This window comes from Natronomonas sp. (assembly GCF_047616845.1).
Lineage (GTDB): Archaea > Halobacteriota > Halobacteria > Halobacteriales > Haloarculaceae > Natronomonas.
The window spans coordinates 1-13844 of record NZ_JBLGBY010000016.1 but is presented as its reverse complement, the minus strand read 5'-3'; the positions used below and the strand labels follow the sequence as shown (position 1 = coordinate 13844).

Below are 13844 nucleotides of genomic sequence, written 5' to 3'. Positions count from 1 at the left end.
TTAGATCGTCACCAACAGCGGTACGTGATCGCTTGCGTCGATCCAGTCGTCGTACCTGCCAACTGTGACCTCCACATCTGATTCAATCTGCCGTTGGGGCACGAACGCGTAGTCGATGTGGTAGGGCCGTTCCTCCTTCTTGTGCATGTAGAACGTCGCCTCTGTCTCGTCACCAAACACGTTACCACGCATCGCGTGGTACGCGCTGCACAGTCCGATCTCGTTTAATATCCCGCGCACATCGCCGAAGTCGCCACAGAGCTGACTGTTCGGTGACTCGTCCCACGTAATGTTCCAGTTGAAGTCGCCGGCAACGGCCGTGTTCTCTTCGACCAACTCTGGATGGGTTTCGAGGGCGGTGGGATTTGGCCGATGTAGCGTTGCCGGGGAGTCTCGCAGTCGTTCATCGCCTACACGGCGAGAACGTCCACGGCATCGGTCTCAACGTGGAGAAAGTGGTTGGCCTCGAGAATCTCGGTGATGTCAGTGATTCGCCGTTGATCTCGATTGTGAGCATCCACTCTGTCGCCGCGTGTTACAGGTGAACCCTCGTGGGTCAAGGCTTCTCGAATACCGTGGTCGAAGTTCGGAATCTCGATAGGTTCTGCGGCTTCGAATCGTCGTGTCTTCTCCCCTCGTCAAGTTATCGAGTTATCGTGGCGAGGCAGGGAGCGTGCGCTGCATAATTTGTGAAATTCGGGACTGGCCGCGGTGAACGAAAAGACGCCGCCCATCGATTCGAGGCAAGGAGCGGCCAGCGGTGACGGCTTTATAAGGAGTCGGCCGGCGGCGAGCGCGTGTACCACCACGCCCAGAGCATGAGCACGCCCTGCAACGGGAGTCGCCCCCACCGTTCGGCAGGCGAGGGGTCGAGAACCATTCCGGCGCCCTCGACGACCACGCCGTTGGTTGCCATGTAGATGTTCGCAGGGAAGATGGCGAGCAAGAGCGCGATGAGCCCCCAAGCGGCGAGCCGGCGCGTTCGCGGTACCATGACCCCGATTCCGAGTGCCATCTCGGCGATGCCCGAGAGGTACACCAGCACCAGCGGGAAAGGGAGGAACGGCGGAATGATCTGTGCGTACAGCTCCGGGACGACGAAATGTAACACGCCCGCGACGGCGTAGCTGACGCCCATCACGTATAGTAGCGGGCGTTTCAGCCATTCGAGGCCGCGTTCGAGTCCGTCTTGCACGGAACCATATACCGGATTCAGCTCCCTCATCCTTTCGTCTCGCCGTATCGGAGGGGCTTTGACGCCGCGAGCACAGAATCGGGTATGTTAGCGGTCGTCGTCTCTCGGGCGGATTCTGCCTCGGAGCACGTTGGCGAACACCTGCTGGAACTGGCCTCGTGGACGGAACACGAAGACGACACTCGCGCCGACGGCAAGGGTGGCGGCACCTACTACCGGACGGACGGCATCGAACTGCGGACGTTCGATGACCTGCATCTACACCTCGACGGCGTCGCGGCTGCCTTCGACGACCCGGAGATGCTCGTATTCGCCTCCCGGCACTCCGGGGATACCGGCCCACTCTTGACCGCCCACGCGACCGGGAACTTCGGGCCGGCCGAATACGGGGGTGGCGAGGGGTCGCTCGCACGGGCCGCACCGAACGCACTCAAGGTGGTTCGACACGCCTTCGACGACCATGCCCCCGACCGCTACGACACCGGCGTCGAATGCACCCACCACGGCCCGAGTACCGTGGGCTGTCCGTCGCTTTTCGTCGAGTTGGGCAGCGACGAAGAGCAGTGGGCCGACCCGGCAGGCGCCGAGGCTGTCGCGCGGTCGATTCTCGACCTCCGAGGCGTCAATCCGACCGCAGACCGGGCCGTCGTCGGCTTCGGCGGTAACCACTACGCCCCCCGATTCGACCGCATCCTAACGGAGACCGACTGGGGCGTCGGCCACATCGCCGCCAACTGGGCGCTCGAAGAGATGGGCGACCCGACCGACTCGTGGGCGGTACTCACCAAGGCGTTCCGTGCGAGCGGGACGAAGTACGCCCTCATCGATGGCGGCCATCCCGACCTCGGAGGTGTCATCGACGAACTCGGCTTCGAGACCGTCTCCGAAACATGGCTCCGTGAGACGACGGGCGTCGATCTCGAACTCGTCGAACAGCTCGAAGGCGAACTGTCGACCGTCGATGAAGGCCTCCGGTTCGGCGACCCCGCCACGGAACACGAGGGTGGGTTCGTCGTTGAGGAAGCCCCCGAGGAGCTGCTGGAGGAGGCGAACGGCATCAACAGTGACGCCGCCGACGCCATCGCCGCCGACGTGCTGGCCTACGAAACCCTTGAAGGCGCCTCGCTCGTCGGCGACCGGGTCGCGCTGGCATCGGCCGGCGACTACCGGGACATCGTCAACGACCTCGCTGCCGTGCTGGAAGCGAAATACGACACCGTCGAGGTCGGCGACGAGGCGGTCGTCGCTCGCCGCGAGGCGTTCGACCCCGACCTGGCTCGCGAGGCGGGCGTCGAGGAAGGCCCAGCCTTCGGCAGGCTCTCGGCCGGCGAGTCCGTCGAGGTGCGCGGCGAGACCGTCACGCCCGACGACGTGCGGAGCGCGCGCGAGCGTCGCTTCCCGTTCTGAACGGGGCTGTTTTTATATCGTGGTTTATGGTTTATCTCGGATCTGCGAATCGACGGCTGAAACGACCGGAAACCGTATGCCGTGCGTCAGACACGGGGAAAGATACTTTATCCGCGTGCGCAACATCGGCAGGCATAATGGACTCGATTATCGAGGACGCTATCGGCGAAGCCGAAGAGGATGGGGAAGCGCCGGCTGGGGAGCCGGCGTCCACCGATGGTAATGGCGCCACAGACGGCGGTACTGCCACCGACGCAGACGTGAAAGGGTCGGGAACGATGACCGACGAGGAACTGGCGAGCGTCGTCAAAGACCTCGAAACGAAGATCACCGTCGTCGGCTGTGGCGGCGCGGGCGGGAACACCGTCACCCGGATGGCCGAGGCCGGCATCCACGGCGCGAAGCTCGTCGCCGCGAACACCGACGCCCAGCACCTCGCAACCGAGGTCGACGCCGACGAGAAAATCCTCATCGGCCGCCAGCGAACCGGCGGCCGCGGCGCAGGCTCCGTGCCCAAAATCGGCGAGGAGGCCGCCCAGGAAAACATCGAGGACATCACGAACTCTATCGACGACTCTGATATGGTGTTCATCACGGCCGGCCTCGGCGGCGGTACCGGCACCGGGTCGGCGCCCGTCGTCGCCCAGGCCGCCCAAGACCAAGATGCCCTGACCATCGCTATCGTCACGATTCCGTTCACGGCGGAAGGCGAGCGCCGCCGTGCCAACGCCGATGCCGGCCTCGAACGGCTCCGAGCCGTCGCTGACACCGTCATCGTCATCCCGAACGACCGGCTCCTCGATTACGCACCGAACATGCCGCTGCAGGATGCCTTCAAAATCTGTGACCGCGTCCTCATGCGGTCGGTCAAGGGCATGACCGAACTGATTACGAAGCCAGGCCTGGTCAACGTCGACTTCGCCGACGTGAAGACCATCATGGAAAACGGCGGCGTCGCCATGATCGGTCTCGGAGAGAGCGATTCGGAGAACAAGGCCCAGGACTCCATCCGCTCTGCGCTTCGGTCGCCGCTTCTCGACGTCGAGTTCGACGGCGCCAACAGCGCCCTCGTCAACGTGGTCGGTGGCCCCGACATGTCCATCGAGGAGGCGGAAGGCGTCGTCGAGGAGATTTACGACCGCATCGACCCCGACGCCCGCATCATCTGGGGCGCCTCCGTCGACAAGGAGTTCGACGGCAAAATGGAGACGATGATCGTCGTCACCGGCGTCGAAAGTCCGCAGATATACGGCAAAAGCGAGGCCGAAGAGGAGCGCGAAGTCGCCGAATCCGGCGACGATATCGACTACGTGGAGTAACGCGGCCGCCCTTTTCAACCAACAGGTAGAAAACCCCTGAGACGGAACTGAGGAGTATGAACACGCCGACCGACCTCACGTCCTACATCCGCGTACTCAAACTCGCAAGTACGCCGTCCTGGGACGAGTTCTCGAAGGTGTCGACCATCGCCGGACTCGGCATCCTGCTCGTTGGCCTCATGGGCTTTCTCATCTTCGCCGTCATGACCTTCATCCCGGGGGGTTCGTGATGCCAGTTTACGCCGTCAAAACCACCGCAAGTCAGGAGCGTACCGTCGCAGACATGATCATCACCCGTGAGGAAGATGACATCCACGCCGCGCTGGCGCCGGATTCACTCACCAGCTACGTGATGGTCGAAGCCGACGGCTCGGCCGCCATCGAGCGTGCACTCGAAGACATCCCCCACGCCCGGAGTTTCGTTCCCGGCGAGTCCTCTATCGCCGAGGTCGAGCATTTCCTCAGCCCGAAACCGGACGTGGAAGGCATCGCGGAGGGCGACATCGTCGAGCTCATCGCCGGGCCGTTCAAAGGCGAGAAGGCACAGGTACAGCGCATCGACGAAGGGAAAGACCAGGTGACGGTCGAGCTGTACGAGGCGACGGTTCCGATTCCGGTGACGGTTCGGGGCGACCAGATCCGCGTGCTGGACTCCGAAGAGCGATAGCAGCCGCTACGCGTTTGATTTCTCCGTCGGATTGCTGCCGAGCCGCTGGACGACCGCTTCGATATCTGCCTCCGCTTCGATCTCTTTGAGCACCTTCTCCCTGAGGCGGATGTCGTCAGTGTCGGCCTCGTAGTTCCGGAGATACTCCGCACGGGAATGCTCCGAGAAGGCGTGTCTGATGGCGAAGTAGCCGTCCGGTAGCACGGTTCCACAGATGGCACACTGGTGTCGGTCGTGGGCCTCCGCCTGATGGACAAGAAGCTCCTCGACGTCTTCGGTGCTGTGTTCACACCCTGCGATAGCACACTCCCACATAGCCGTTCGGTTGCGGCGGCGGGGTAAAAGCGTTCGCGCCGAATCGGAACGGATAACGGGGGCGGAGCGATAGCCGATGTATGGACGAGTTCCGCGTCGACGCACACGTGAAGGTGCTCGACGGGCAGGTGGTCGAGCGCGCGAAACAGCGTGACCTCGACGCGCTCGTGTACGCCCCGCATTTCACGCGCCTGCCGGACATCGAAGCCCGTGCCGAGCGGTTCAGCGACGACGACCTCCTCGTCGTCCCCGGCCGGGAGGTGTTCACCGGCGACTGGCGGAACCGCAAACACGTACTCGCAGTCGGCCTCTCGGAGCCGGTGCCCGACTTCATCTCGCTTGAGGGCGCGATGGCCGAGTTCGAACGGCAGGGGGCGGCCGTTCTCGCGCCGCATCCGGAGTTCGCGACGGTGAGTCTCGAAGCCCACGACCTGCGGGCCCACCACGACCGCATCCACGGGATCGAAGTGTACAATCCGAAGCATTGGCAGCATCACAACGACCGCGCCCGTGAACTCGCAGGGGAGTTCGACCTGCCCGAGTTCGGCTCCTCGTACGCCCATCTTCCGGGAACGGTCGGTGAGGTCTGGACGAGCTTCGAGGAGCGCTTCAAGACCGTCGATGACCTCGTCACCGCGCTGAAAGACGGCGCCCCGCGGACGGTGTATCACCGTGATGGCGTCCAACACCGCCTGCGCTGTGCAGCGGAGTTCAGCCACCTCTTCTACGAGAACACCTGGGAGAAGGTTGACCGGCTGTTCCTCTCCGGCACCGAGCCGACCCATCCGAACCACATCGCCTACGGCGGGCGGTTCGACGGCGTCAGCATCTATTAGACTGGTAGCTGTCCGGTGAGGCTCGCGATATCGACATACTGCGGCAGGACGTACACGATGGCCGCAGCCACGGCCAGCTCGATGGCCGTTACGACGATGGTGACGACGTTCGCGAACTTACTCGACGTCGTGACGCCCGAGGGGAAGCCGAATTCCGACCCCGACAGCGGGTAGAACAGGGCGATGCCACGGGTGCTGCCCAGCACGTCGAGCACGTAATGGGTTAGGATGCCTATCCAGACGTACTGGAGGTTGCCGAAGACGATGGGGAACGCGAGAAACAACGCCAACACCGGGATGCTGTGCAGGGTTTTCCGGTGTTTGCCGAACGCGGTGTCGACGTCGGGGAACAACGCCCCGAGCGTCACCGGAATGGTGACGGCGACGACGGCGCGAAGCGTGTCAAGTGTACCCGACGGCTCCAGAATGAAGCCGAGGCCGATACCGAGCAGTACCGCGTTGAGGACGTGGCCCTCTTTATTCATCGAGCGGACGGACGACCGGGGTTCACTAAAGACTACTCGCCGACGCCGTCAGGTCGACTCGACGGCTGCGACGAGGTCTTCCAGCGCCTGCTCGGCGATTTGCCGCTTGATTTCGGTTCGTGACCCGTCGAAGACGTATCGGTCGACCGTACACCACGAATCGCCACTGCCCCATTCGGCAGCGTGTGCGACGCCGATATACACTGTCCCGACCGGCTTCTCATCGGTGCCGCCGGTCGGCCCTGCGATGCCGGTCGTGGAGACGCCCCAGGTCACGCCAGCGTCGTCGCGAACGCCACGGGCCATCTGGCGGGCGACGGGTTCGCTGACCGCCCCCTCCGAATCCAGCGTCTCGCGATGGACGCCCAACTCCTGCAGTTTAGCGTCGTAGCTGTAGATGACGAGCGAGCGGTCGAAGTAGTCGCTGGAGCCGGGAACGTCGGTGATGAGCGAGCCGATGAGGCCACCGGTACACGATTCCGCCGTCGCGACGAATTCCTCGCGGTCACCGAGCAGTTTGCCGACTCGTTCTTCGATTGCCATGTTCGGAGAGACGGGTGCGACGCTTTTCAAACCGACCGCCGCACGGAAGCGATACACCGACGTAGCCGCCGCTCCGAAACGTGGTATGGACGACTACGAGCGGCCGCTGTTCTTCCATCTCATGGAGTACGCGTCCGACGCGGAGCGGGATGTCGTCGGCATGGTGTCGGGGAACCCCGACTGGGAGGCCCCGGAGGCGCTTCGGGACGGCCTCCGTGAGTACGCTGGCGCCGACGTCGACGACTTCCAGTACCCACCGAGCGAAGGCCTGCGGGAGTTACGCGAGGAGATCGCTGCCAGGCGTGGTGTCGATGTCGAGCGCGTCATCATCACCAACGGCGCTGGTGAGGCGAACTACCTCGCGATGGCCTGCGCACTGAAGGCACTCGACGGCGAGGAGATACTCCTGACCGACCCCGTCTATCCGTACTACCACAAACGGACGGAGATGCTCGATGCGACGCCGCAGTTCGTCGCCGCGAATCCGGACGGCACCCTCGACCCCGATGCCGTTCGGGCGGCCGCCAGCGACGACACCGCAGCTATCGTCATCAACTCCCCGAACAACCCGACTGGGGGCGTGTACGGCCGAGGGACGAAGCGTGAGCTGGTCGCTATCGCCGAGGCGCACGACGCGCTGCTCGTCTCCGATGAGGTGTACGACCACTTCGTCTACGACGACGGCGCCTTCGCCAGCGCGCTGGCGTTCGACTCCGAGCGGGCCGTCGTCACGAACGCCTTCTCGAAATCGATGGCTATCACCGGCTTCCGCGTCGGTTACGCCATCGTCCCCGAGTGGCTGATGGACGTGGTTCGGACGCGGCACATGCTCGTCAACGTCGCCGGCTCCCGGCCCGGACAGTACGCGGTGCTGAAGGCGCTCCGGGAGACGCCCGCGGAGTATTACGAGCGCAACCGACAGCTGCTCGATGAGCGCATCGACGCGTTCTGTGCCGCGCTCGACGAGGCCGGCGCCGAGTACACGCGCCCACGCGGAAGTTTCTACGTGATGGCGCGGTTCGACGGCTACCCCGGGACGCTCGCGAACACCGAGCGGCTCATCGACGAGGCGGGCGTTGCGGGGATGCCCGGCGACGCATTCGGCGAATCACGGGCCGACTGGCTCCGCTTTGCGCTGGTGACACCACGGGCTGACGAAGCAGCCGACCGGCTCGCGGAGTTCTTTTCGTAGGGCGCGGCCCTCGCGGGCGTAGCCGGACTCACGGACACCCGCTCGGTCGGTGTCCGCGGTCGGCGAAGCGGCAGGCTCCGGCCGACGGCGTCCACGCCCTCTGGTCACGGCCTGGTATTTGAACCATCGGGCCAGGCCTATCGACGGGTACACAAGCCGCGACGACCCACGTCGGATATGAGCGAACTCACCGTCGAGCCGGTCGAGTCAGTTGACGAAGCCGAGGTGCCGACGGGCGTCGACGCGCCGGAGTACGTCCTCTACGGCGGGAAAGGCGGCGTCGGAAAGACGACCTGTGCGGCGGCGACGGGCCTTGCGAGCGCCCGCGACGGCACGGCGACGCTCGTGGTTTCGACCGACCCCGCTCACTCGCTTTCGGATACGCTGGAGACGGACGTTCCGGCGGAGCCGGGGCGGCTGAGAGAGGACATCCCGCTGTACGGCGTCGAAATCGACCCCGAAGCGGCAGCCGATGGGCCGTTCGCGCCCGACATCGACGAATCGGAGGCCGGCCCGGGTGCGGGAGCAGCCGGCACCGACGGCGACATGGGTGCCGGCGGGATGGGCGGTGCGGGCGACATGGGAATGGGCGGCCTCGAAGAACTGCTCGGCGGCGGTGGCCACCCCCTCGCAGGCGGCGCCATGCCGGGTGCCGACGAGGCGGCCGCGATGCAGTTGCTACTGGAGTATCTCGACGACCCGCGTTTCGACCGCGTCGTCGTCGACACGGCGCCGACCGGCCACACGCTCCGGCTGCTCGAGCTGCCGGACGTGATGGATTCGATGGTCGGCCGGCTGATGGCCTTCCGCGAGAAGATGTCGGGGATGATGGGCAGCCTCGGCGGGCTCTTCGGCGGTGGCGACGACGATGAGATGGAGCAGGGTGTCGACGACCTCCGGGAGCTCTCGGAGAAAATCGAGCGACTTCGGGCCGCGCTGCGTGACCCGTCTCAGACGGATTTCCGCGTCGTGATGGTGCCCGAAGAGATGAGCGTCGTCGAGAGCGAACGGCTCGTCGGACGACTGGAGGAGTTCGGCATCCCCGTCGGGACGGTCGTCGTCAACCGGGTCAGCGAAGACCTCGCGGACGTCACCGGCTTCGACGAGGAGTGGTTCGTCGCCCCAGACACGGAACACTGTGAGTTCTGCCGGCGGCGCTGGGAAGTCCAGCGGGAGGCGCTCCAGCGCGCCCAGTCGCTGTTCCGCGGCCGGGACGTGAAACGCGTCCCGCTGTTCGCCGAGCCGGTGCACGGCGAGACCATGCTGGGCGTCGTATCGGCGTGTCTCGACTAATCCAGTCGGAGCGCAGCGAGTAGCACGACGATACCGATGAACGCGCCGAGACCGCCGATGAGGAGCTGGCCGGCGACGACGCTCCGTGCGGCCTGACCGAGCAGGAAGAAGCCGACCACGATGCCCCCTGTTTTCAGCAGTGTCGTCCGGTTCATAGCCGACACTCGGCGCGCCATCGGAAAGACGCGTCGCTACACGGCGCGGGCGATGCCGACACCGAGAATGACGACGAGCACGCCGAGGACGCCCTGCATGACGGCGCCGGCGACGTTGCCGAGCAGCGCGTTACGAACTGCGACGCCGACGAACAGGAGTGCGACGAGTAGATGCAGTCCGATAACGGCGACGTGACGGGGTTCCACGTGCGCTCTACCGACGCCCTGAGACAAAATTGTGTTGGCCCTGGACAACCACGACCCGGAGGTCGTTGACGTTCGTTCCGGTCGGGCCGGTTCGGAGAAGCGCATCTCGGCCATCGAGAAACGGGTAGCTATCGTTCGCTTCGAGAGCGGTTCGTGCGGCCTCGATGTCGGCATCCGTGACCGTCGCACCGTCGACGAGCGCGCCAGCGGCGTCGATGCTCCCGTCGCTGCCGTCGGTGTCGAGAGCGCCGAGCACGGCGCCGTCGGGGAGGTCGAGCGCTCCCGCGAGCGCGAACTCGAGGTTCGGCCCGCCGCATCCGTCACCGGTTACCTGCACCGTCGTCTCGCCGCCTGACAGCACCACTGCGGGCGGGGAAATCGGGTCGCCTGCCTCGCTGATTTCCGTCGCGATTGCAGCGTGAACGCGGCCCGCCTCGCTCGCCTCGCCGTCGATGTGCGTCGAAAGAATACAGGTGTCATAGCCGTGCTCTGCGGCGACATCGCGGGCAGCCTCGACCGCGTCGCGGCCCGAGGCGATGACGTGGTTGTCGACGGCGATATCGGGCGCCGAATGGGGGTCGTCGTCACGAAGCCACGCTCGGACGTTCGGCGCGCTCACGCCGTAGCGGTCGAGCACCGCGAGCGCGCGCTCGGGATCGGTGTCGATGGGGACTGTCGCCCCGCTTGCGATAACAGCGGGGTCGTCACCGATGACGTCGCTGACCAGCAGGCCGACGACGGTGGCCGGAGCAGCCGCCTCGGCGAAGCCACCGCCCTTGATCTCGGAACAGGCACGGCGGACAGCGTTCACCTCGTCTATCGCTGCGCCGGCGTCGAGCAAGCCGTCGGTGACCGCCCCGAGGTCGTCGACGGACAGCGACGGAACAGGCGCACAGAGCAGCGCGCTGCCGCCGCCCGTAATCGCCGCGAGGACGAGCGTCTCCGCGTCGGCCGCCGCGGCGCGTTCGAGGACGGCCGTTGCACCCGAAACGCTGCCGTCGGCCGGCGTCGGGTGTTCGCCCTCCCGGACGGCCACGCGGTCGGGGTCGGCTGTCTGCTCGTGTGTGACGACGACACCGTCCGTCAGGCGGTCGCCGAGAAGCGTTTCGAGTGCCGCCGCGAGGTCGTCGGCCGCCTTCCCGCCGCCGAGAACGAGTATCTTGTCGTACGCCGAGAGGTCGTACTCGGCGGTTCGGATGCGAAGGGTGTCGCCGGCGAGAGTGCAGTGTCGCTCGACGGCTCGCCGCGGGTTCGCCGCCTCGATACCCGCCTGCAGACAGTCGAGGGCGAGTTCGTGGGCGGGCGTTTTCGAACGCGATGCGCGGTTCCGGAACACGACCTACGATGTGAACTTCCGGACGAGTTTGAACACGCTGTCGCTCAGACGGTCGGGGAGGTAGCTGGCGTAGATGAGAAGCTGTGCGACGCGACCGACGACGTAGCGTGGCGCGGGGTCGGGACTGACAGCGGCCTCGACGATGGCTTCGGCGACTTCGGCGGGCGGGACGGCGATGGGGCTGTCGGCACCGAACAGCGAGGCGTCCTCCTGGAACTCATAGAGGGCGTCGTAGGCCTCGGTGCGGTCGAGTCGGCCCAGTTCGCTGTCGACGCGCTCCCGGAAGCTCGTTTCGACTGGGCCGGGCTGGACGACGCTGACGTCGATACCGAACGGTGCGACCTCCCGCCGCAGGGAGTCGCTGTACCCCTCAATGGCGTGTTTCGAGGCCGAGTACGGGCCCATGCCCGGTGCTGCGAGGCGGCCGGCCACCGACGAGACGTTGACGATGGTGCCGTGCTCCCGTTCGCGCATGTGTGGCAGCACCTCCCGGATGAGCCGGTGCGGGCCGAACACGTTGACGGCGAACTGCGTTTCGAAGCGGTCGTCGTCGACGTCCTCGATGGGGCCGTGCTGGCCGTAGCCGGCGTTGTTCACGAGAGCGTCGATGCGGCCCTCCTCTTCGATGATGCGGTCGACGACCCGCTCGACATCGTCGGGGTCGGTCACGTCGAGCGTGCCGATGTCACAGCCCGCCTCGCCCAGTTTCTGGATGTCGGCGGGGTTTCGTGCCGTCGCGTATACGCGCCACTCCTCCTCGAGGAAGGCGTGCGCCGTCGTGCGGCCGATGCCCGACGAACAGCCGGTGATGAGAACTGTCCGATTGCTCATACCGGCCGGTCGGCGGGGCGGTAGTTAGGCGTTGATGTACGAACCGACCCTACAGGTCGGTCTTCAATTCGTCGGCATAGGCGTCGGCCAGCCGCGTCGGGCGCGGGAGCTTGTACTCGCCGCCGCAGGCTTCGACGCAGTCGACGGCCGTCGCCGAGGAGAGCTGATGGCCAGCAGAGACGTACAGGGGGTTGATCTTCATCGAGTTCGGATACTGGCGGCTCTGGTGGGCGTAGCCGACGACCTCGCCGTTCGGCGATGTCATCAAATCGTCGGCTTCGATGGCAACACGTTCGCCCTCGGCAAGGGCGTCGACCGACTCTCGGGGCGTCCCACAGAGCAGGCTCTTTGCGACGCCGACCGCCGGCACGTCGAAGAGGACGCCGATGTGCGTCGCGATGCCGGCCTCCCGAAAGTGGATGCGTCCGCTGCCGTCGAAGACGAGCAAGTCGGGGGTCACATCGAGCGTCTCCAGGGCCGCGACGATGGGTTCGCCCTCGCGAAACGCGAGCAGGCCCGGGATGTACGGTATCGAAAGCGGCGTCACGGCGCTGGCGCGGGCGATGACCTCGTCGCCCCGGAGGACGACGACGGCCGAGACTGCCCGGTCGTCGAGGAACGCCTGGTCGACGCCGGCGACGATGGCCCCGCCCGAACTGATGTCCTCGGTGTCGAACTCGACGGCGTCGGCGAAGACGGCCGTCTCGGCGATGTCGTGTTGCATCGCCTCCATCTCCTCGTGTGACAGCGACCCGTCCGGCAGGAACCGCTCTTCGAGCACCTCCATCTCAGAAGCGGCCGCGTCCGGGGCCCCCGCCCCCGCCACCGGGGCCGAGGTTCAGCTGTTTCGGGCCGCGTCCGACCCGGTCTTTCACGCGGCGGCCGTACCAGAGGCCGATGAAAAGCCCCGTGAGGTGTGCGAAGTGAGCGACGCCGCTGAAGATGCCGTTGCCGCCCGCCTGCGTTGCGACCGCGAAGACCGAGAAGGCCGCAAAGAGGATGGTCAGCGTCCGGATCGACATCGGGATGAAGAAGAACAGGAGCACCTTCAGGTCGGGCGCGGTAATGGTGAGCACGCCCATGATGGCCATGATGGCGCCGGAGGCGCCGAGAACGGCCACCTGCTCGCCGAGAACGAGGCCGAGGCCGACCTGGCCTAAGCCGGCGGCCATGCCGCTTACGAGGAAGAGCGCGGTGAACTTCTTCGAGCCGACCTGGCGCTCGACGATGGGGCCGAAGAAGTACAGCGCGATGGCGTTGAACAGCAGATGCGTCGGACTGCCGTGTGAGAACACCGAGATGACCCACGTCCAGACGTATTCGGGGTTGGTCGTCGTCAGCGTGAATATCTGCCCCCAGGTGGTGGTTCCGGGGTCGACGCCGCTGACCGGTCGAATCCCCAGCAGCGGCGCGATGAGAAACTGGCCTGCGAACACGACGACCGAAATCGCAAGGAAGAGGTAGGTGACGTTGTTCCGGAAGTAGCCGAGGATGCCGCCAGCGCCGGTGTCGATGCCGATGCGGTCGAGCGCGCTCTGTGAGCCGGCGGAGGATTCGACGGTGGCGTCGAAGCCGCTGTCGAAGACGCCGTCCGGGTCGTTCCAGTTCTCCAGGCCGGGGCAGGCGTGGTTCTCCGGAAGCCGATGCTCGCTGCAGTAGGTGCCGCCACAATGCCGGCAGTTGTACGGCATATCCACGTGTGTGCCGCACACGTCACACTTCGCCATTACTCGCTGTAGCCGGGCGGTGGGCAAAGACGTTTGGATATACCGTGCCCCGACGGCTCGTTCGGCCGCCCGAGCCGACCCGAACGGCCGTCCCGTCGATTCTTATTTGCCGCTCCGACACGGACGTACAGGTGTGCAGGAGTATCAGCGCAAACAACTCCTCGAACGCATCGACCGGGAGAGTTCGACGCTCGGCGTCGAGATTCCCGACCGCATCGAGGTGCAGGGCGAGGCGGTCGAACTGCAGGAGTTCGTCTTCGAGGTCAAGCGCCGGGAGTCGGTGCCACCGGGCGAACGCGACCGCGTCGAGCAGGCAAAGCGGAACCTCCGCCGCGA

Annotated in this window: 20 protein-coding genes; 9 read left to right on the top strand and 11 right to left on the bottom strand. The window is 65.7% G+C overall.

The features are described 5' to 3' along the window. Positions 1–336 (bottom strand): hypothetical protein, encoded by a 336-nt coding sequence (locus tag ACI8UR_RS05145; RefSeq protein WP_411714363.1) that lies wholly within the window; start codon positions 334–336, stop codon positions 1–3. 29 nt (positions 337–365) lie between these two features. Here ACI8UR_RS05145 and ACI8UR_RS05140 point away from each other — a divergent pair, with 29 nt between their 5' ends. Beyond that, entirely contained in the window at positions 366–545 is a 180-nt protein-coding gene (locus ACI8UR_RS05140) for a hypothetical protein (RefSeq protein ID WP_415087622.1), read from the top strand. A gap of 224 nt (positions 546–769) precedes the next feature. Here ACI8UR_RS05140 and ACI8UR_RS05135 read toward each other — a convergent pair whose 3' ends face one another. Next, positions 770–1138: a DoxX-like family protein gene (locus ACI8UR_RS05135; RefSeq protein WP_411714376.1), complete on the bottom strand. Its 369-nt coding sequence runs from the start codon at positions 1136–1138 to the stop codon at positions 770–772. Positions 1139–1279: 141 nt separating this feature from the next. Here ACI8UR_RS05135 and ACI8UR_RS05130 point away from each other — a divergent pair, with 141 nt between their 5' ends. The 4 genes from ACI8UR_RS05130 to ACI8UR_RS05115 all read left to right on the top strand — a co-directional run bounded on the left by ACI8UR_RS05130 (position 1280) and on the right by ACI8UR_RS05115 (position 4588). Beyond that, on the top strand, positions 1280–2602 hold the full coding sequence (locus ACI8UR_RS05130; RefSeq protein ID WP_411714364.1) for a D-aminoacyl-tRNA deacylase: 1323 nt from the start codon (positions 1280–1282) through the stop codon (positions 2600–2602). Positions 2603–2739: 137 nt separating this feature from the next. Then, positions 2740–3921 carry a cell division protein FtsZ gene (ftsZ, locus tag ACI8UR_RS05125; protein ID WP_411714365.1) on the top strand — a complete coding sequence of 394 codons (1182 nt, stop codon included), beginning with the start codon at positions 2740–2742 and terminating at the stop codon, positions 3919–3921. Positions 3922–3977: 56 nt separating this feature from the next. After that, positions 3978–4151: a protein translocase SEC61 complex subunit gamma gene (locus ACI8UR_RS05120; RefSeq protein WP_411714366.1), complete on the top strand. Its 174-nt coding sequence runs from the start codon at positions 3978–3980 to the stop codon at positions 4149–4151. Beyond that, positions 4151–4588, top strand: a complete 438-nt coding sequence (locus tag ACI8UR_RS05115) for a transcription elongation factor Spt5 (protein ID WP_411714367.1) — start codon at positions 4151–4153, stop codon at positions 4586–4588. Before ACI8UR_RS05120 ends, ACI8UR_RS05115 begins: the two co-directional genes overlap by 1 nt. 6 nt (positions 4589–4594) lie before the next feature. Here the strand turns inward: ACI8UR_RS05115 and ACI8UR_RS05110 are convergent, their stop codons facing one another. Further along, positions 4595–4903 (bottom strand): hypothetical protein, encoded by a 309-nt coding sequence (locus ACI8UR_RS05110; RefSeq protein ID WP_411714368.1) that lies wholly within the window; start codon positions 4901–4903, stop codon positions 4595–4597. Positions 4904–4983: 80 nt separating this feature from the next. Between ACI8UR_RS05110 and ACI8UR_RS05105 the strand changes: the two genes are divergently transcribed. Beyond that, complete coding sequence (locus ACI8UR_RS05105; RefSeq protein ID WP_411714369.1) at positions 4984–5739, top strand: PHP domain-containing protein; 756 nt, start codon at positions 4984–4986, stop codon at positions 5737–5739. On the opposite strand, the gene ACI8UR_RS05100 is transcribed toward ACI8UR_RS05105, so the two are convergent. Together ACI8UR_RS05100 and ACI8UR_RS05095 are read right to left on the bottom strand one after the other, a co-directional pair. Then, the gene (locus tag ACI8UR_RS05100; protein WP_411714370.1) at positions 5736–6224 is read right to left on the bottom strand and encodes a metal-dependent hydrolase; all 489 of its coding nucleotides are present in this window, start codon (positions 6222–6224) and stop codon (positions 5736–5738) included. The two genes, ACI8UR_RS05105 and ACI8UR_RS05100, sit on opposite strands and share 4 nt — an antisense overlap. A 48-nt stretch (positions 6225–6272) precedes the next feature. After that, the gene (locus ACI8UR_RS05095; protein ID WP_411714371.1) at positions 6273–6767 is read right to left on the bottom strand and encodes a CinA family protein; all 495 of its coding nucleotides are present in this window, start codon (positions 6765–6767) and stop codon (positions 6273–6275) included. Between the two features lie 85 nt (positions 6768–6852). Here ACI8UR_RS05095 and ACI8UR_RS05090 point away from each other — a divergent pair, with 85 nt between their 5' ends. Further along, positions 6853–7959 carry a pyridoxal phosphate-dependent aminotransferase gene (locus ACI8UR_RS05090; RefSeq protein ID WP_411714377.1) on the top strand — a complete coding sequence of 369 codons (1107 nt, stop codon included), beginning with the start codon at positions 6853–6855 and terminating at the stop codon, positions 7957–7959. 177 nt (positions 7960–8136) lie between these two features. Further along, entirely contained in the window at positions 8137–9252 is a 1116-nt protein-coding gene (locus ACI8UR_RS05085) for an ArsA family ATPase (RefSeq protein WP_411714372.1), read from the top strand. On the opposite strand, the gene ACI8UR_RS05080 is transcribed toward ACI8UR_RS05085, so the two are convergent. From ACI8UR_RS05080 to ACI8UR_RS05055, 6 genes are read right to left on the bottom strand one after another with little or no spacing between them, the layout of a single operon-like run. Continuing rightward, positions 9249–9407: a hypothetical protein gene (locus ACI8UR_RS05080; protein WP_411714373.1), complete on the bottom strand. Its 159-nt coding sequence runs from the start codon at positions 9405–9407 to the stop codon at positions 9249–9251. The genes ACI8UR_RS05085 and ACI8UR_RS05080 overlap by 4 nt on opposite strands. Before the next feature lie 36 nt (positions 9408–9443). After that, positions 9444–9614 carry a hypothetical protein gene (locus ACI8UR_RS05075; protein WP_411714374.1) on the bottom strand — a complete coding sequence of 57 codons (171 nt, stop codon included), beginning with the start codon at positions 9612–9614 and terminating at the stop codon, positions 9444–9446. 7 nt (positions 9615–9621) lie between these two features. After that, positions 9622–10950 carry a glycerate kinase type-2 family protein gene (locus tag ACI8UR_RS05070; protein WP_415087620.1) on the bottom strand — a complete coding sequence of 443 codons (1329 nt, stop codon included), beginning with the start codon at positions 10948–10950 and terminating at the stop codon, positions 9622–9624. 3 nt (positions 10951–10953) lie between these two features. Beyond that, entirely contained in the window at positions 10954–11781 is an 828-nt protein-coding gene (locus ACI8UR_RS05065; protein WP_415087619.1) for an SDR family oxidoreductase, read from the bottom strand. A gap of 49 nt (positions 11782–11830) precedes the next feature. Beyond that, positions 11831–12568 carry an endonuclease V gene (locus ACI8UR_RS05060; RefSeq protein ID WP_415087618.1) on the bottom strand — a complete coding sequence of 246 codons (738 nt, stop codon included), beginning with the start codon at positions 12566–12568 and terminating at the stop codon, positions 11831–11833. 1 nt (position 12569) lies between these two features. Continuing rightward, a complete protein-coding gene (locus ACI8UR_RS05055; RefSeq protein ID WP_415087617.1) occupies positions 12570–13508 on the bottom strand; it encodes a rhomboid family intramembrane serine protease in 939 nt (312 codons plus the stop codon). Positions 13509–13641: 133 nt separating this feature from the next. Between ACI8UR_RS05055 and ACI8UR_RS05050 the strand changes: the two genes are divergently transcribed. Beyond that, a partial coding sequence (locus tag ACI8UR_RS05050; RefSeq protein ID WP_415087616.1) for a DUF5788 family protein occupies positions 13642–13844 on the top strand: 203 nt, incomplete at its 3' end.